We start from the raw sequence: 15,692 nt of genomic DNA on the forward strand, positions 1-15,692 counted from the left end.
GCGGGCGAGCGGCGCTCGCGCAATCCAGCATTATCGCGCGAGCGCGTCATCTTGCGTGCGTCGGGCCGGCGGCGGGCGCCGGCACTGCCTGAGTCTGCGGCGGCGCGGGACGTACGGCGGCGCGGCGGCCGAGCACGACGGTCACGATGACCGCGGCCGCGTACAGCCACGTCGAGCCGCTCACGTGTTCACCGAAGAACAGCGCGGAGAAGGCCATCGTGAAGAAAATCTGCAGCAGCTGCACCTGGCCCACCCGCGCGATGCCGCCCATCGCCAGGCCGGCGTACCACGCGAAGAAACCGATGAACTGCGAGAACAGCGTGACATAGCCGAAGGCGAGCCACACCTTGAGCGAGAGCGGCCCGGGATGCGCCGCGTGATGCGCCCACGCAAGGCCGCCAACCGGCAAAAGCAGGAACGGCGCCGACAACACCAGCGCCCAGCAGATCACCTGCCAGCCGCCCATCTGGCGGGCGAGCCGCGCGCCTTCCGCGTAGCCGAGCGCGCCGATGCCGACCGCGACCAGCATCAGCAGGTCGCCCGCCTGCAGGCCGCCGCCGCCCGTCTGCACCGCAAATGCGACGACGATCGCGCTGCCCGCGAGCGCACTGACCCAGAACAGCTTCGACGGCCGTTCGTGCGAAAGCCACGCGGCGTAGATCGCGACGCACAGCGGCTGGAGACCGTTGACGACCGCGCCGTGCGACGCGGGCACGTATTTCATCGACCACGCGGAAAACACCGGAAACGCGATGATCACGCCCAGCGACACGACGGCCAGGCTCTTGACCTGCGGCCAGCTGGGCCACTTTTCGCGCCGCCAGGCGAGCAGCGCGGCGGCGGGCAGGGCGGCGACGAGCGCGCGGCCGAGCCCGTTGAGCAGCGGATGCACCTCCGCGACGACGATGCGCGTCATCGGCAGCGTCAGGCTGAAAATGACGACGCCGATCAGGCCGAGCAGCATGCCTTCGGTTTCGCGGGTTCTCATCGTGGGGTGTCTCCTCGGATCGGATCTCAGATGTCTTGTTGGGGTGTGCCGGGCAGGTCGAGTTGCTGCGGTGCCTGCGTGTCCGGTTTCTTCGCGCGGCGGCGTTTGGCTGCCTGAAGCGCCTCTTCCTCGCGCGCCTGAGCCTGTTCCGCGGATTCGCCGAGCGTAAGCGTCGAGCCGTCCGGCAAGTCGAATTCCGCCACCAGCACCGGCGTGCCCGCGGTTGCCTCGATGTGCATCAGGTGCGCCGCGCCGAGCCACGCGAGCTGTTCGGCGATGCGCGCGGCATCGGGATGAAAGCCGCTCAACGACCGCAGCGCGATGCCGCTGGGCGGCAGCACGTCGCTCGGCAGCAGCGGCGTGTCCCACTGGATCAGCGACGGCAGTACGCCTTGTCCGGCGCCTTGCCACGCGGGGAACGCGCCGTCGTCGGGGACGGTCAGGCCCCAGGTATTGGCGCCGCGCGACATGGCCGCGACCGGCGCAATGCGCTCGGGATACTGCTCGCGCCAGCGCGTCAGCGACTTCGGCCGCGCCACGCGCGCGACCCAGTGCACGAGCTGCGGACCGTGTTCCGCGATGCGCTGCTGCTGCGCCGGATCGTCGAGTGCGAAGAGACGCGGCCGCGGCGCGTCGACGGCAGGCGCGGCGGGATCGATCGCGATGACTTCCAGATAGGCGCCGCCCCACAGGTTCAGCAGGCGATTGTGCGTGCGCATCGACGGATGCGTGCCGCCGGGCGCCGTTTCCACGCCGAACTTCGCGGCGACGAATTGCGCACCTTCCTCGAGCGTGCGCGCGGCGATGACGAGGTGGTCGAGTTGGAGTCGGGAATCGGTCATGACAGGCGCGGTTGGACTGGGAGACGCTCAAGCTTGATGGCGGCCCCGAAAGGAGAATGTAGCGTCTCCTACCATAACAGTAACGGTACAATCGACCCAGCCGTGTTCGGTACAGTTTTTGATGATTCCGGAACAGTCCAGAACGCATCGGCCACGCATCGGCAACCGCCCGGAGGTCCGCATGTCCGTCCCGCTCGACCAGATTCCCGCCCCGCACGACGCCGCGCAGCTCACCCTCGTGGATCAGCTCGTGCAATGGGGCCGCCGCCGTATCGACGAACGCGTGTTCCGGCCCGGCATGCGCATGCCGTCCATCCGCAAGCTCGCGCTCGACAAGGGCGTGTCGCGTTTCACCGTCGTCGAGGCTTATGAACGGCTCGTCGCGCATGGCTATCTCGATTCGCGCCGCGGTTCCGGCTTCTACGTGCGCGAGCGGGCGGCGCCGTCGCTCGTCGCCCGTGGCGAGGCGCCCGCCGCCGCTTCGGAGCGCGAGCCGTTGCAGAACACCATCGACGTGGTCTGGCTGCTGCGCAACATGCTGCACACATCGAGTCCGGAGAAAGGGCCGGGACTGGGTTATCTGCCGGGCCGCTGGCTCGACGGCGAACTCATCACCAACGCCCTCCGCGCGCTGTCCCGCCTGAGCGGCGCGCACATGCTCGGCTTCGGCACGCCGCAAGGCTTCCTGCCGCTGCGCCAGCAGTTGCAGACGCGGCTGGAGGAACTGGAGATCGGTGCATCGGCGGCGCGGCAGATCGTGCTGACCTCGGGCATCACGCAGGCCATCGACCTGATCGCGCGGCTCTATGTGAAGCCGGGCGATGCGGTGGTCGTCGGCGATCCGGCGTGGTTCCAGATGTTCGGGCGCTTCGCGTCGCAGGGTGCGAGGCTCGTCGGCATGCCGTACACGCCGGACGGACCCGACCTCGACGCCCTCGAAGCGCTCGTCGCCACCTGGCGGCCGAAGATGCTGATCATCAACTCCGTGCTGCAAAACCCGACCGGCACCTCGCTGACGGCCGCGCAGGCGTACCGGATCCTGCAACTGGCGCAGGAATACGACTTCATCGTCGTCGAGGACGATGTCTACGGCGACCTGTGCCCGACCAACTTCCCGGCCACGCGCCTGGCCTCGCTCGATCAGCTGAAGCGCGTGATCTTCCTGGGCAGCTTCTCGAAGACGCTCGCGGCGAACCTGCGGGTCGGCTATATCGCCGCCGCGCCGGACGTTGCGAAGGCGCTGGCCGATCAGAAGATGCTCGTCGGCATGACCAGCCCGGAGCTGAACGAACGGGTCGTCTACAAGATCCTGACCGAAGGACACTACCGGCGGCATGTCGAACGCCTGCGCACGCGGCTCGACGGCGTGCGCGACAAGACCGCGCGCATGCTCGAGAAGACCGGCCTGCGGCTGTTCTCGACGCCGTCGGCGGGCATGTTTTTGTGGGCCGACGCGGGCGTCGATTCCGATGGTCTCGCCGCGGCCGGCCACGAAGCCGGTTTCCTGCTGACACCGGGCAGCCTGTTCTCGCCGCAGCAGTCGCCGACCACCTGGATGCGTTTCAATGTCGCCAATTGCGGCGATCCGGCGCTGCCGGAACTGCTGTCGAACTATCTGGACCGGGCGTCGCGGCGCAGCGCGTGAAGCATGAAGCTTGAAGCGGGGCGCTAACGCCTTCGTCCGGGCAGATTGCGCCGCGCGGACGGCATCCGGATGAAGTCCGCGAGCACGGTCTCGAACAGCGCGAGCGCGCCGGGCATCTGCCGGTAGCCCTGCTCGTAGAGCCGGTTCTGGCCGTCGCAGAAGCGCAGCGCGAAATAATCCGCAAGCAGGTTGCCTTGCGCTTCCATGTTGAAGTCGGCGAGACGCTTGCCGACGGCCAGCCGGTACGCGTAGGACAGCCCGATGCGAAACGCGCCGCGCCATCGGACCGGATAGCCGAGCTGGAATTGCCAGACGTGCGTCATCTCGTGAATGAACCACATGCGATTGCCGAGGTCGCAGCACGAGAAATCGTCCTGACAACAGGCGCGCGGAAAATACAGGTGACCATTGGGCGCCATCGCGGTGCGGGGCGGCTGCAGGCCGAACGGCAAATAGGCGCGGGCATGGACGCGCACCGCCGGATAGTCGATTGCGTCGCCGAACACGAGCCGCGCCATACTGGTTTCTCCCGGCGTGAGCGGACGGCCTGGCGGTGCGCGGCGGAACAGGAGCGGCATGACAGTACGGGGCAGGCTGCGGCGAGGTAAAAGCCCCATCATAGGGCGCTGTCCGGAACGGCCCTTGAAAAACGCCGGACCGCCCCGATATCGCTCGGATTGCCGGCCTGGGCGGCGCGCGTTTCGCCACCTGAGCCGTCAGCATCACTTCAACACAGATAAATCAACACAGAGGACCCGGACATGGCGCAAGAAACCATGAGCTTTCAGGCAGAAGTGAAACAGCTTCTGCACCTGATGATTCATTCGCTGTACAGCAACAAGGAAATTTTCCTTCGCGAACTTATTTCCAACGCGTCCGATGCCGCCGACAAGCTGCGCTTCGAGGCCCTCGAGAACAGCGCGCTGTACGAGAACGATCCGGACCTGCGCATCCGCGTGTCGTTCGACAAGGCCGCGCGCACCGTGACCATTGACGACAACGGCATCGGCATGAGCCGCGACGAAGCCATTTCGCATCTCGGCACGATCGCGCGCTCGGGCACCAAGGAATTCTTCTCGAAGCTCTCGGGCGACCAGCAGAAGGATGCGGCGCTGATCGGCCAGTTCGGCGTGGGTTTCTATTCGGGCTTCATCGTCGCGGACAAGATCACGGTCGAGACGCGCCGCGCCGGGCTGCCGGCGGAGCAGGGCGTGCGCTGGACCAGCGCGGGCGAGGGCGATTTCGAAGTCGAGGACATCGAGCGCGCGCAACGCGGCACCACCATCACGCTGCATCTGCGTGCCGACGAAGACGACCTGCTGTCGTCGCACAAGCTCAAGTCGATCATCCAGAAGTACTCGGATCACGTCGCGCTGCCCATCCTGATGAAAAAGGAAGAGTGGGACGCGGAAAAGAGCGAGATGGTCACGCAGGACGAGGACGAGACCGTCAACCAGGCGAGCGCACTGTGGACGCGTCCGAAGAGCGACATCAGCGACGAGCAATACACGCAGTTCTACCAGCACATCTCGCACGACCACGACGAGCCGCTCGCCTGGACACACAACCGTGTCGAAGGGCGCAGCGAGTACACGCAACTGCTGTATGTGCCGAAACACGCGCCGTTCGATCTCTGGAACCGTGAGCATCGCGGCGGCCTCAAGCTGTACGTGAAGCGCGTGTTCATCATGGACGACGCCGAGCAACTGCTGCCCGCGTATCTTCGTTTCGTGAAGGGCGTGGTGGATTCGGCGGACCTGCCGCTCAACGTGTCGCGTGAAATCCTGCAGGAAAGCCGCGATGTGAAGGCGATCCGCGAAGGCGTGACCAAGCGCGTGCTGTCGATGCTGGAAGACATCGCGAGCGCATCGGCCGAAGCCACGGACGACGCCGGCAAGCAGAAATACGCGAGTTTCTGGAGCGAGTTCGGCCAGGTGCTGAAGGAAGGCGTCGGCGAGGATTTCAGCAACCGGGAACGGATTGCGAAACTGGTGCGCTTCGCCTCGACACAGAGCGACAGCAGCGAGCAGACCGTTTCGCTCGCGGAGTATGTCGCGCGCATGAAGCCCGAGCAGACGAAGATCTATTACGTGACCGCCGACAGCTGGCAGGCCGCGAAGAACAGTCCGCATCTGGAAGTGTTCCGCAAGAAGGGTGTGGAAGTGCTGTTGCTGACGGATCGCGTCGACGAATGGATGCTGTCGTTCCTCAATGAATTCGACGGCAAGCCGCTCGCGAGCGTGGCGCGCGGCGACCTCGATCTCGGTGCGCTCAACGACGAAGAGAAGCAGCAGCAGGAGAAGGTCGGCGAGGACATGAAGCCGCTCGTCGAGAAGATGAAGGAAGCGCTGGAAGGCAAGGCGAAGGACGTGCGGCTCACGTTCCGTCTCACCGATTCGCCGACTTGTCTCGTGGCAGACGAAGGCGACATGAGCGGCTATCTGCAACGCATGCTGAAGGCAGCGGGCCAGCAGGCGCCGGAGATGCAGCCGATTCTGGAAGTGAATCCGGAGCATCCGCTCGTGAAGGCACTCAGCGCCGACAATGCCAACTTCGCGGACTGGTGCCATCTGCTCTTCGATCAGGCGATGCTGGCGGAAGGCGGCACGCTGGAAGATCCGGCGAGCTTCGTCAAGCGGACCAACGCGCTGCTGCTCGCGCGCTGAAGCACTGAGGGCAGTGTGAAGCAGGCGCCGCCGGGAAACCGGCGGCGCCTGTTTTTATTTGCGCTTGCGCTCCTTGTTCGACTGGGCGAGCACGGACGCCGCGAGCGTCTTGGTGTCCGGCGAATACTTGGTGCTGTGAAGCACTTCGCTGGCTTTGTGCTCCATCTCGGCGCTGGTTTGCTTGCTCGTATGCGTCTGAGCCAAGGCGGACGCGGCAAGGCTCTTGGCCGTTGCCGACGCCTTCGGGTCATGCAGCGTTTCCGCCGCCAGATGCGCAACCGGTTTGGAAGTCTGTTTCTTGTTTATCGACATTCGATTTGCCTCTCAGGATGAAGCCGGTGCGGCACGCGACCGGCATTTCAGTTTCCGCTTCCGACATGCCCGGCACCATACGAATCGTCCTAAGCTGCGGTCGGCATGTGTGTAAGGCGGGCGTTGGCGGGCGGCCTTTATAATCGCCGCCATGTCCATGCCGACCGATCCCACCGACGCGCACTGGCGCGTCGTCCCCTGTCCCGTTCTCTCCGATGCTCAACAAGACTGGCTGACGCGCGGCGGCTCGCTGACCGCGCATCTGCGCACGCTGGGCGCCGTGACGGTCGATGTCACGCGCGAAGCCGTCAGTCTTCCCTGGCTGGATGAAGCCCGCGCGCTCGGCATCACGCCGCGTACGCCGGTGTGGCTGCGTGAAGTCGCGTTGAAGGTCGAAGGCACGCCTTTCGTCGTGGCGCACAGCATCGTGCCGCTGGCGTACAGCACCGGCATATGGCAGTCGATGCGCCGCCTGCGCACGCGTCCGCTCGCCGAACTGCTGTACAGCGACAGCAGCGTGTCGCGCTCGGCGCTCGCGAGCCGCAGGTTGACGGCGCGCCATCCGCTGCATCGGCTGGCCGTGCGGCAGTCGCGCGACGTATCTCATGCGCTAGTCGCGCGTCGTTCGGTGTTCGAACGGCACGGCGCGCCGCTGATGGTCACCGAGTGCATGCTCGATGCGCTATGGGCCCGCCTTGCCACGCTGCACGGTCCGCACCAGCGCAAGCACGCGCGCGCGTATGGGCATCTGAGTTCGCATGCGAAGCGCGTCGTACGCGGCGAGGCGAAATGACGCTCGCCGGATTCGAGCCGATCGGCGATGACGCCACTCATACGCTGATTCTCGGCAGCTTTCCGGGTGTCGCCTCGCTGGCGGCGGCGCAGTACTACGCGCATCCACGCAACCAGTTCTGGCGGCTGGTGGGCGTGGCGATCAATGAACCGCTGCACGAGCTCGCCTACGACAACCGCCTCGCGCGCCTGCTGGCGCATGGCATCGGCCTGTGGGACGTGCTGGCGGCCTGCGAGCGCGAAGGCAGCCTCGACAGCGCGATTCGCCATGCGTCGCCGAACGACTTCGCCGTCTTCCACACGCGCTTTCCGGCACTGCGCCGCGTTTGCTTCAACGGCAAGACCTCGGGCCGGTTCGCACCGGTGATCGGCGCGGCGGGCTATGCGACGCGGGTGCTGCCGTCGTCGAGCGCGGCCAATGCTATGCTTTCGTTCGACCAAAAACTGCGTCTCTGGCGCGACCTCCTCACCCATGACGACACTGATCAAACGCGCGTCCGCTGAAGCCCGCGCGTTCGGACGCAAGCAGGACTCCAAGAAGCACAGCAAGCAGAAGCAGAAGCGCGCCGCGCGCGAGCACGATGACGACGATCTCGCCCACGCGCCGCGCATCGAGGCGCCGCGCAAGCCGCGCTTCGCGCCGGTGACGTTCTCGGAAGAGGGCGGCGTGCGCTATCTGCATTTCGGCACGGAGTGGGTGCAGGGCGCGATGCGGCTGAGAAAGCCCGACCACATCGAACTCGAATACGTGCAGCAGATGATGGCCTGGCTGCTGTTCATCGAGACGCCGGAGCGGATCGTGCAACTCGGGTTGGGTGCGGCGGCGCTCACCAAGTTCTGCTACCGCTTCCTGAAGCGCGCGAAGGTCGAGGCAGTGGAAGTGAATCCCGCTGTCGTGATCGCGGCGCGCGCGATGTTCGATCTGCCTTATGACGACGCGCGCCTCACCGTCACCGAACGCGATGCCTGGGAGTTCGTCAACGATCGCGCGAATCACGGCACCGTCGGCGCCCTGCAGATCGACGTCTATGACGCCGCCGCGCAGCGCCCGGTACTCGACAGCGTGTCGTTCTACCGCGCCTGCCGTGCATGCCTCACACCGGCGGCGGGCGTCGTCACGATCAACCTGTTCGGCGACCATCCGAGCTTCGTGCGCAATATGCGGCATCTGAACGAGGCGTTCGATCATCGCGTGATCGCGCTGCCGGAAGTGCACGATGGCAATCGCGTCGCGCTGGCATTCGCGGGGCCGGCGCTCGACGTGCCGTTCAGTGCGCTCGACACGCGCGCCAGGCTGATCGAGGACCAGTTGGGTCTGCCCACGCGCAAGTGGGTCAAGGGTCTTGCCGAAAGCGCAGGCCTCAAGCCGGGCGAATCCTTTCGGATCTGACGGCGCACCGTGCGGCACCGTGCGGCACCGTGCTGGACGTGCGTTCCAGCATGGTTACAAAAGCCTTTCAAATCAGGGGAATAGTCGGGAATCCCCTTGCTTGACCGGCATTTAAGGGTCCATATACTCCTCCTGTTATTTCGGGGCGCTTTCAACGGCCGCCAGGCCAGCAAAGTGGCGTGAAAACCGATACGACAACCGGCACGTCATCCGTCCGGACCGTAGACCAAAATCAAACAAGAGGAGAGGACCGTTCATGGCTCAAGAAGCTGCGACCGGCACTGGACAACCGCGCAACAAGCACTGGCTGTGGCTTTTGATCCTTCCGTGGATCGGTGTGGTATGGGTGCCGTTTTATAACAAGATCGAGCCCGTGTTGTGGGGCTTTCCGTATTTCTACTGGTACCAGCTGCTGTGGGTGCTGATTAGCGCGGTAATCACCGCGGTCGTCTATCAGAAGACCAAGGCGTTGCCCTCGGGCCGGAAGAGCGGAGGTGCGCGATGATGAATTCCACCGCAACCTTCGTCTTCGTTCTCTTCTTCGTCGGCGTCACGATTCTCGGCTTCATTGCCGCGCACTGGCGCAAGGGCGATCTCGCCCAGCTCGATGAATGGGGTCTCGGCGGCCGTCGCTTCGGCACCATCGTCACCTGGTTCCTGCTCGGTGGCGACCTCTACACGGCCTACACCTTCGTCGCGGTTCCGGCGCTCGTGTTCGGCGCGGGCGCAACCGGTTTCTTCGCGCTGCCGTACACCATCCTCATCTATCCGTTCGCGTTCGTCGTGTTTCCGAAGCTGTGGAGCATCGCGAAGCGTCACGGCTATGTGACCGCCGCCGACTTCGTGCATGCCCGCTACAACAGCCGCATGCTGGCGCTGGCCGTCGCGGTGACCGGCATCGTCGCGACCATGCCGTATATCGCGCTGCAACTGGTCGGCATCGAAGTGGTGATCGGCGCGCTCGGCTTTTCCACGCAAGGTCTGGTCGGCGATCTGCCGCTGATCATCGCCTTCGCGATTCTCGCCGCGTACACCTACACCTCGGGTCTGCGCGCACCGGCGATGATCGCCGTGGTGAAGGACGTGCTGATCTACATCACGATCATCGCCGCGATGATCGTGATTCCGGCGCAGCTCGGCGGCTTCGGTCACATCTTCGGCATCGTGCCGCCCGAGAAGATCCTGCTGAAAGCGCCTGACGCCGCGAGCCTCAACGGCTACAGCGCCTATGCGACGCTGGCGGTGGGTTCCGCGCTCGCGCTGTTCCTGTACCCGCACTCGGTCACGGCCATCCTGTCGTCGAATTCGGGCAACACGATCCGCCGCAACATGTCGCTGCTGCCGGCGTACTCGCTGGTGCTCGGCCTGCTGGCGCTGCTCGGCTACATGGCGCTTGCCTCGGGCGTGAAGGACATGCCGGAATACGCGCCGTACTTCAAGGCCTACGGCGCGAACTTCGCCGTGCCGGCGCTGTTCCTGCATTACTTCCCGTCGTGGTTCGTGGGCGTGGCGTTCGCGGCGATCGGCATCGGCGCGCTGGTGCCGGCGGCGATCATGTCGATCGCGGCCGCCAACCTGTACACGCGCAATGTGCACCGCGAATTCGTCAATACGTCGATGACGCCGGAACAGGAAACCAACGTTGCCAAGCTGGTGTCGCTGATCGTGAAGGTGGGCGCGGTGGTGTTCATTCTCGCGCTGCCGCTGACCTATGCGATCCAGCTGCAACTGCTCGGCGGTATCTGGATCATCCAGACGCTGCCCGCGCTGGTGCTCGGCCTGTACACGCGCGTGCTCGACCATCGCGGTCTGTTGATCGGCTGGGCGGTGGGGATCGGCGTCGGCACCTGGATGGCCGTGTCGCTGCAGCTGAAGGGCTCGATCTATCCGCTGCATCTGTTCGGCTATGTCGTGCCAGGCTACGCCGCCGTGTGGGCGCTGATCGCCAACCTGATCGTGTCGATCGCCGTCAGCCTGCTCGTGCGCGTCCTGGGCCTCAAGCGCTCGGATGACCGCACGCGTCCGGAAGATTATCTGGACATCGTGGAGAGCTGATCCAGCCGCCGCTGGTGCCGCTTTGCCACGCCGGACGCTCACCCGGCGCGGCTCGCGAAAAGCTGGTAAAACGCCCGTAGCAGCCGCTGGCCGCTACGGGCGTTTTGTTGGTGCGACGCGCGCGGCGGGCGGACGGTCGATCATGTTCATCGACGCGAGCGAACCATGCTTTCTCCGACATCGACGTCAGTCAGACACGGCCGTCTGTCGCGTCTGTTCAGCTGGATTGGATCGCCGTACTTTCGCTATCGCCACGCCAACCTGATTCATGGCGTGCGGGTCGCGCTGGCCGTGGCGATGTCGATTGCCGTGACCACCGGCATCGACGTGCCGCATGGCGTGTGGGCGACGGTCTCGGTGCTGGTGGTCGTCGGCGGCTTGCAGCACTACGGCAACATCCGCAAAAAGGCCGCCGAACGCGCGATCGGCACGACGCTCGGCGCGGCGTTCGGGCTCGTGCTGATCGCCGCGCAGGCGCTGACCGGCTCGCTGATGCTGTTCTTCGTGCTGATGTGCGCGATCGCGGGCGGCTGCGCCTACTACGCAATCGGCAAGGCGGGTTACGTCGCGCTGCTCACGGCGATCACCATGGTCATCGTCTCGGGACACGGCGACCTGCCGTTCACCACGGGCCTGTGGCGCACGGCGAACGTGATGATCGGCGTGGTGATCGCGCTCGGCTTCTCGTTCGTGCTGCCGCAGTACGCGACCTATTCCTGGCGTTACCGGCTCGCCGACAATTTGCGCGAAGGCGCGAAGATCTACGGCGCGCTGCTCGAAGGGGTGCCGCTGCTGCCGGAAGACATGGCGAAGCGCTTCTTCCGCATGAGCCAGCGGCTGGTGCAATCGCGCGGCCTGCTGGAATCGGTATCCAAGGAAACGAACCTGCCGATGGCGCGGCTCGAGGAAATTCAGCGGCTGCATCGCGCGATGCTCGCGGCGCTCGAAATGCTGGTCACGTCGATGCCGGAGGTGACCTCCGTAGGTGGACATCGTTTTGCGCTCGGCTGCTCGCCGGGCGAAGTCGCGGTGCGCCGTCAATTGCTGCAGATGGCGCGCGCGTTGCGCTTCGGCCGCGTGAGCCTGTTGCATCATGCGCCGGGGACCGCCGCCGACGGACCGACGGTATGCGCCGAGACGCCCGGCGACCACGTCACGGAAGGTATGCACTGGCTCGCGATGCGCTTCGTCGAGCAGGCGGAGCGCTTGCGGCTGCGACTGTCGGAAGTGGAACGGCAGTGGAACATCGAGGGCGCGCGGCCGTTCGGCGCGTGAATCCCGCCCGGCGCGGGCGGAAATGAAAAAGGACCGCGCACCGGATCGGTGCCGCGGTCCTTCCTGTCTCAGACCACGCCCGCGTTACTGCAACGCGGTGATCAGCTTCTCCAGCTTGACGGCGTCGGCGGCGAAGGCGCGGATGCCTTCCGCGAGCTTCTCGGTGGCCATCGCGTCGTCGTTGACGGCGAAACGGAAGGTCGGCTCATCCACCGCGATCTTCTCGACGTTCTCGTTCTTGCTCGCTTCTGGAGAGAGCTTGCGTTCGACGGTGTCGTTGCTGTCGGCGAGCTTCTTGAGCAGGTCGGGGCTGATGGTCAGCAGGTCGCAGCCGGCCAGTTCCGTGATCTGGCTCACGGTGCGGAAGCTCGCGCCCATGACTTCGGTCTTGTGGCCGAACTTCTTGTAGTAGGCGTAGATGCGGCGCACCGACTGCACGCCTGGATCGTTCGCGCCACCGTTCTTGACTTCGTCCCAATCGGCGCCGGCCGACTTCTTGTACCAGTCGTAGATGCGGCCGACGAACGGCGAGATCAGTTGCGCGCCCGCTTCGGCAGCGGCGACGGCCTGCGCCAGCGAGAACAGCAGCGTCATGTTGCAGTGGATGCCTTCCTTCTGCAGCACTTCGGCGGCGCGGATGCCTTCCCACGTCGAGGCCAGCTTGATGAGCACGCGCTTGCGGTCGATGCCGGCGTTCTCATACAGCTTGATGATCTCGCGGCCCTTCGCGATGGAGGCCTGGGTATCGAACGACAGGCGCGCGTCGACTTCGGTCGAGACGCGGCCCGGGACGATCTTGAGGATTTCGGTGCCGAACGCGACAAGCAGATTGTCGATGATCTGCGGCATCGGCTTCTTCGCGTGCTCCTTGACGGTATTTTCGAGCAGCGGCTTGTAGTCGTCCTTCTGGACGGCCTTCAGGATCAGCGACGGATTGGTGGTCGCGTCCTGCGGCTTGAATGCGATGAATTGCTGGAAATCGCCCGTGTCGGCGACGACGGTCGTGTATTGCTTGAGCTGGTCGAGAGCGGATGTCATGTCGAGTCTCAGACGCGTGGCGCCTTGTCAAAGTGCGGTAACGAACCCGCGGATTGCCCATGATTGCGACGCCGCGCGGCGATTTCGAAAACAACTGCCATCGCGCGGCGCGCCCCTGAAAACCATTCCGTCATTCTAGTCCCGCGCGCGGGAAACGCGCTGATCCCGTGCGCGGACGGTGTCGGCGCGTCCGGTTCGACCGGGCGCCGGCTTTAGCGTTCCTTGCGCACGTCTCGTGCCGTCGCGCGGCATGTCTTAATGAGCGGACGAAAGCGGCGGACGAATCAGGCGCGCCGGGCGTTGAGCACCAGATGCGTCGCCAGGCCCGCGATCAGCCCCCAGAACGCCGGTCCGATCGACAGCAGCGTGAGTCCTGACGCCGTCGTCATGAAGGTGACGAGCGCCGGTTCGCGCTGACGCGGATCCTGCATCGCGTTCGTGAGACCGCTCATGATCGAGCCGAACAACGCGAGCGCGGCGACCGAGACGACCAGCGCCTTCGGAAACGACGCGAACAACGCGGCGATGGTCGCGCCGAACACGCCGGCGAGCAGATAGAACACGCCGCACCACACCGCCGCCGTGTAGCGCCGGTTGCGGTCCTCGTGGGCCTCGCGGCCGGTACAGATGGCGGCGGTGATCGCAGCGAGGTTCACGCCGTGCGAACCGAACGGCGCGAGCAGCAGCGAAGCGAAACCCGTCGCCGAGATGAGCGGCGCGGACGGCGTAGTGTAGCCATCGGCACGCAGGACGGCGATGCCGGGCACGTTCTGCGAGGCCATCGCGACGACGAACAGCGGAATGCCGATGCTGATCGCCGCCGACACGGAGAACACGGGCATCGTGAAGACGGGATGCGCGAGCGCGACGTGAAAGCGCGAGAAATCGAGCAGCCCGAGCGCGCCCGCCATGACCACGCCCGCGCTGAGCGTCGCGGGAATCGCGTAGCGTGGCGCGAGGCGCTTGCCGGCGAGATAGGTGAAGAACATGACGAGCACGAGCGGCGTCTGCGCCTGCGCGGCGTGAAAGATCTCGATGCCGATCTCGAACAGGATGCCCGCCAGCAGCGCCGCCGCGATGCCGCCGGGGATGCGCTTCATCAGCGTATCGAACCAGCCGGTCAGGCCGACGGCAGTCAGCAGCGCGGCGCACACGACGAACGCGCCGATCGCTTCCGCATACGGGACGTTCGGCAGCGAGGAGACGAGTAACGCGGCGCCCGGCGTGGACCAGGCGATGACGATCGGCGCGCGGTAACGCAGCGACAGGCCGATGGTGCACACCGCCATGCCGATGGACAGCGCCCAGATCCACGACGAGATCTGCGCATCGCTGAGATGCGCGGCCTGGCCGGCCTGGAACATCAGCACGAGCGAACTGGTATAGCCCGTCATCATCGCGACGAAGCCGGCGACGATGGTGGACAGGGACGAGTCGAACAACGGGCGCAGCGCGACGGGCGCCGCTGACGGGGCTTTCATGGTGGTTCTGCTTTTTGCTTTCTATGAAATTATTTCGACAGCGCCCGCATGGCGCTTTCGAGGCCGGACATCGTGAGGCCGTACATGCGGTTGCCAAGGATCTGGCGGATCGCACCGATCGACTGGCGGTATTCCCACAGGCGCTCGGGCTCGGGGTTGAGCCACGCGTGATGCGGGAACTGGTCGGCGAGCCTGCGCAGCCACACGGCGCCCGCTTCGGCGTTGTTGTATTCGACCGAGCCGCCCGGCTGCAATACTTCGTACGGGCTCATGGTGGCATCGCCGACGAAGATCAGCTTGTAGTCCGACGTGAACTTGTGTATCACGTCGAGCGTCGGCGTGCGTTCCTGATGACGGCGCCGGTTGTGCTTCCACAGATAGTCGTACACGCAGTTGTGGAAGTAATAGAACTCGAGATGCTTGAACTCGGCCTTGGCCGCCGAGAACAGCTCTTCGACGCGCTTGATGTGGTCGTCCATCGAGCCGCCGACGTCGAGCAGCATCAGCACCTTCACGTTGTTGTGCCGCTCGGGCACCATCTTGATGTCGAGCCAGCCGGCGTTCGCGGCGGTGCTGCGGATGGTGTCGGGGAGATCCAGTTCTTCGGCCGCGCCTTCGCGCGCGAAGCGCCGCAAGCGCCGCAGCGCGACCTTGATGTTGCGCGTGCCGATCTCGACCTGGTCGTCGTAGTCCTGATAGGCGCGCTCGTCCCACACCTTCACCGCCGTGCGGTTCCCCGACGATTCCCCGCCAATGCGAATCCCTTCCGGGTTATAGCCGCCATGTCCGAACGGCGACGTGCCGCCGGTGCCGATCCACTTGCTGCCGCCTTCATGACGTTCCTTCTGTTCATCGAGCAGGGCCTTGAGACGCTCCATCAGCTTGTCGAGACCGCCTAGCGCCTCGATGCGCTTCTTTTCCTCGGCGGTGAACTCGCGATCGAGCCGCTTCTTCAGCCAGTCGAGCGGAATGTCGAAGGCTTCGTCGGGCAGTTGCGCGAGCCCGTGGAAGTACGTGCCGAACGCGCGATCGAACTTGTCGAAGTACTTCTCGTCCTTCACGAGCGTCATGCGCGCGAGGAAGTAGAACTCGTCGAGCGACGGCGCGATCACCTGCGCCTTCAGCGCCTCGAGCAGCGTCAGGTATTCCTTCACCGAGACGGGCAGCTTCGCGTCGCGCAGCGAATAGAAGAAGTCGATCAGCATGGC

15 protein-coding genes are annotated in these 15,692 nt (G+C 65.3%); 8 read left to right on the plus strand and 7 right to left on the minus strand.

Features of this window, described 5'->3' with window-relative positions; translation table 11 throughout:
• Positions 1–46 precede the first annotated feature (46 nt).
• A complete protein-coding gene (locus QCE88_RS06145) occupies positions 47–988 on the minus strand; it encodes a DMT family transporter (protein ID WP_309900123.1) in 942 nt (313 codons plus the stop codon).
• Between the two features lie 26 nt (positions 989–1,014).
• Positions 1,015–1,830, minus strand: coding sequence for a VOC family protein (locus QCE88_RS06150; protein ID WP_309900124.1), 816 nt, complete (start codon positions 1,828–1,830; stop codon positions 1,015–1,017).
• A 181-nt stretch (positions 1,831–2,011) separates the two neighbouring features.
• On the opposite strand from QCE88_RS06150, the gene QCE88_RS06155 reads away from it, so the two are divergent.
• Positions 2,012–3,475: a PLP-dependent aminotransferase family protein gene (locus QCE88_RS06155; RefSeq protein WP_309900127.1), complete on the plus strand. Its 1,464-nt coding sequence runs from the start codon at positions 2,012–2,014 to the stop codon at positions 3,473–3,475.
• 23 nt (positions 3,476–3,498) lie between these two features.
• Here the strand turns inward: QCE88_RS06155 and QCE88_RS06160 are convergent, their stop codons facing one another.
• Complete coding sequence (locus QCE88_RS06160; protein ID WP_309900129.1) at positions 3,499–4,053, minus strand: Rhs element Vgr protein; 555 nt, start codon at positions 4,051–4,053, stop codon at positions 3,499–3,501.
• A 183-nt stretch (positions 4,054–4,236) separates the two neighbouring features.
• On the opposite strand from QCE88_RS06160, the gene htpG reads away from it, so the two are divergent.
• Positions 4,237–6,141 (plus strand): molecular chaperone HtpG, encoded by a 1,905-nt coding sequence (gene htpG / locus QCE88_RS06165; RefSeq protein ID WP_309900131.1) that lies wholly within the window; start codon positions 4,237–4,239, stop codon positions 6,139–6,141.
• Positions 6,142–6,195: 54 nt separating this feature from the next.
• Here htpG and QCE88_RS06170 read toward each other — a convergent pair whose 3' ends face one another.
• Positions 6,196–6,453, minus strand: a complete 258-nt coding sequence (locus tag QCE88_RS06170; RefSeq protein ID WP_309900134.1) for a hypothetical protein — start codon at positions 6,451–6,453, stop codon at positions 6,196–6,198.
• Between the two features lie 151 nt (positions 6,454–6,604).
• Between QCE88_RS06170 and QCE88_RS06175 the strand changes: the two genes are divergently transcribed.
• From QCE88_RS06175 to QCE88_RS06200, 6 genes are all read left to right on the plus strand, one after another.
• Complete coding sequence (locus QCE88_RS06175; protein WP_309900136.1) at positions 6,605–7,246, plus strand: chorismate lyase; 642 nt, start codon at positions 6,605–6,607, stop codon at positions 7,244–7,246.
• Positions 7,243–7,749: a DNA-deoxyinosine glycosylase gene (locus tag QCE88_RS06180; protein WP_309900139.1), complete on the plus strand. Its 507-nt coding sequence runs from the start codon at positions 7,243–7,245 to the stop codon at positions 7,747–7,749. The genes QCE88_RS06175 and QCE88_RS06180 overlap by 4 nt, the downstream gene beginning before the upstream one ends.
• Positions 7,718–8,635, plus strand: a complete 918-nt coding sequence (locus QCE88_RS06185) for a spermidine synthase (protein WP_309900141.1) — start codon at positions 7,718–7,720, stop codon at positions 8,633–8,635. The genes QCE88_RS06180 and QCE88_RS06185 overlap by 32 nt, the downstream gene beginning before the upstream one ends.
• Positions 8,636–8,891: 256 nt before the next feature.
• A complete protein-coding gene (locus tag QCE88_RS06190) occupies positions 8,892–9,140 on the plus strand; it encodes a DUF3311 domain-containing protein (protein WP_309831356.1) in 249 nt (82 codons plus the stop codon).
• Positions 9,140–10,690, plus strand: a complete 1,551-nt coding sequence (mctP, locus tag QCE88_RS06195; RefSeq protein WP_309903425.1) for a monocarboxylate uptake permease MctP — start codon at positions 9,140–9,142, stop codon at positions 10,688–10,690. The genes QCE88_RS06190 and mctP overlap by 1 nt, the downstream gene beginning before the upstream one ends.
• 165 nt (positions 10,691–10,855) lie before the next feature.
• The gene (locus QCE88_RS06200) at positions 10,856–11,965 is read left to right on the plus strand and encodes an FUSC family protein (protein ID WP_309900143.1); all 1,110 of its coding nucleotides are present in this window, start codon (positions 10,856–10,858) and stop codon (positions 11,963–11,965) included.
• An 84-nt stretch (positions 11,966–12,049) separates the two neighbouring features.
• On the opposite strand, the gene tal is transcribed toward QCE88_RS06200, so the two are convergent.
• From tal to QCE88_RS06215, 3 genes are all read right to left on the minus strand, one after another.
• Positions 12,050–13,003, minus strand: coding sequence for a transaldolase (gene tal / locus QCE88_RS06205; protein WP_309900145.1), 954 nt, complete (start codon positions 13,001–13,003; stop codon positions 12,050–12,052).
• A 284-nt stretch (positions 13,004–13,287) separates the two neighbouring features.
• On the minus strand, positions 13,288–14,484 hold the full coding sequence (locus tag QCE88_RS06210; protein WP_309900146.1) for a benzoate/H(+) symporter BenE family transporter: 1,197 nt from the start codon (positions 14,482–14,484) through the stop codon (positions 13,288–13,290).
• 29 nt (positions 14,485–14,513) lie between these two features.
• Positions 14,514–15,689: a VWA domain-containing protein gene (locus QCE88_RS06215; RefSeq protein WP_309900148.1), complete on the minus strand. Its 1,176-nt coding sequence runs from the start codon at positions 15,687–15,689 to the stop codon at positions 14,514–14,516.
• Between the last annotated feature and the right edge of the window lie 3 nt (positions 15,690–15,692).

This window comes from Caballeronia sp. LZ035 (genome assembly GCF_031451175.1).
GTDB lineage: Bacteria > Pseudomonadota > Gammaproteobacteria > Burkholderiales > Burkholderiaceae > Caballeronia.

Bases quoted from the DNA above. Each gene is read 5' to 3' on its own strand.
- QCE88_RS06145 (WP_309900123.1), bottom strand. From the start codon at position 988: ATGAGAACCCGCGAAACCGAAGGCATGCTGCTCGGCCTGATCGGCGTC.
- QCE88_RS06150 (WP_309900124.1), bottom strand. From the start codon at position 1,830: ATGACCGATTCCCGACTCCAACTCGACCACCTCGTCATCGCCGCGCGC.
- QCE88_RS06155 (WP_309900127.1), top strand. From the start codon at position 2,012: ATGTCCGTCCCGCTCGACCAGATTCCCGCCCCGCACGACGCCGCGCAG.
- QCE88_RS06160 (WP_309900129.1), bottom strand. From the start codon at position 4,053: ATGCCGCTCCTGTTCCGCCGCGCACCGCCAGGCCGTCCGCTCACGCCG.
- htpG (WP_309900131.1), top strand. From the start codon at position 4,237: ATGGCGCAAGAAACCATGAGCTTTCAGGCAGAAGTGAAACAGCTTCTG.
- QCE88_RS06170 (WP_309900134.1), bottom strand. From the start codon at position 6,453: ATGTCGATAAACAAGAAACAGACTTCCAAACCGGTTGCGCATCTGGCG.
- QCE88_RS06175 (WP_309900136.1), top strand. From the start codon at position 6,605: ATGTCCATGCCGACCGATCCCACCGACGCGCACTGGCGCGTCGTCCCC.
- QCE88_RS06180 (WP_309900139.1), top strand. From the start codon at position 7,243: ATGACGCTCGCCGGATTCGAGCCGATCGGCGATGACGCCACTCATACG.
- QCE88_RS06185 (WP_309900141.1), top strand. From the start codon at position 7,718: ATGACGACACTGATCAAACGCGCGTCCGCTGAAGCCCGCGCGTTCGGA.
- QCE88_RS06190 (WP_309831356.1), top strand. From the start codon at position 8,892: ATGGCTCAAGAAGCTGCGACCGGCACTGGACAACCGCGCAACAAGCAC.
- mctP (WP_309903425.1), top strand. From the start codon at position 9,140: ATGAATTCCACCGCAACCTTCGTCTTCGTTCTCTTCTTCGTCGGCGTC.
- QCE88_RS06200 (WP_309900143.1), top strand. From the start codon at position 10,856: ATGCTTTCTCCGACATCGACGTCAGTCAGACACGGCCGTCTGTCGCGT.
- tal (WP_309900145.1), bottom strand. From the start codon at position 13,003: ATGACATCCGCTCTCGACCAGCTCAAGCAATACACGACCGTCGTCGCC.
- QCE88_RS06210 (WP_309900146.1), bottom strand. From the start codon at position 14,484: ATGAAAGCCCCGTCAGCGGCGCCCGTCGCGCTGCGCCCGTTGTTCGAC.
- QCE88_RS06215 (WP_309900148.1), bottom strand. From the start codon at position 15,689: ATGCTGATCGACTTCTTCTATTCGCTGCGCGACGCGAAGCTGCCCGTC.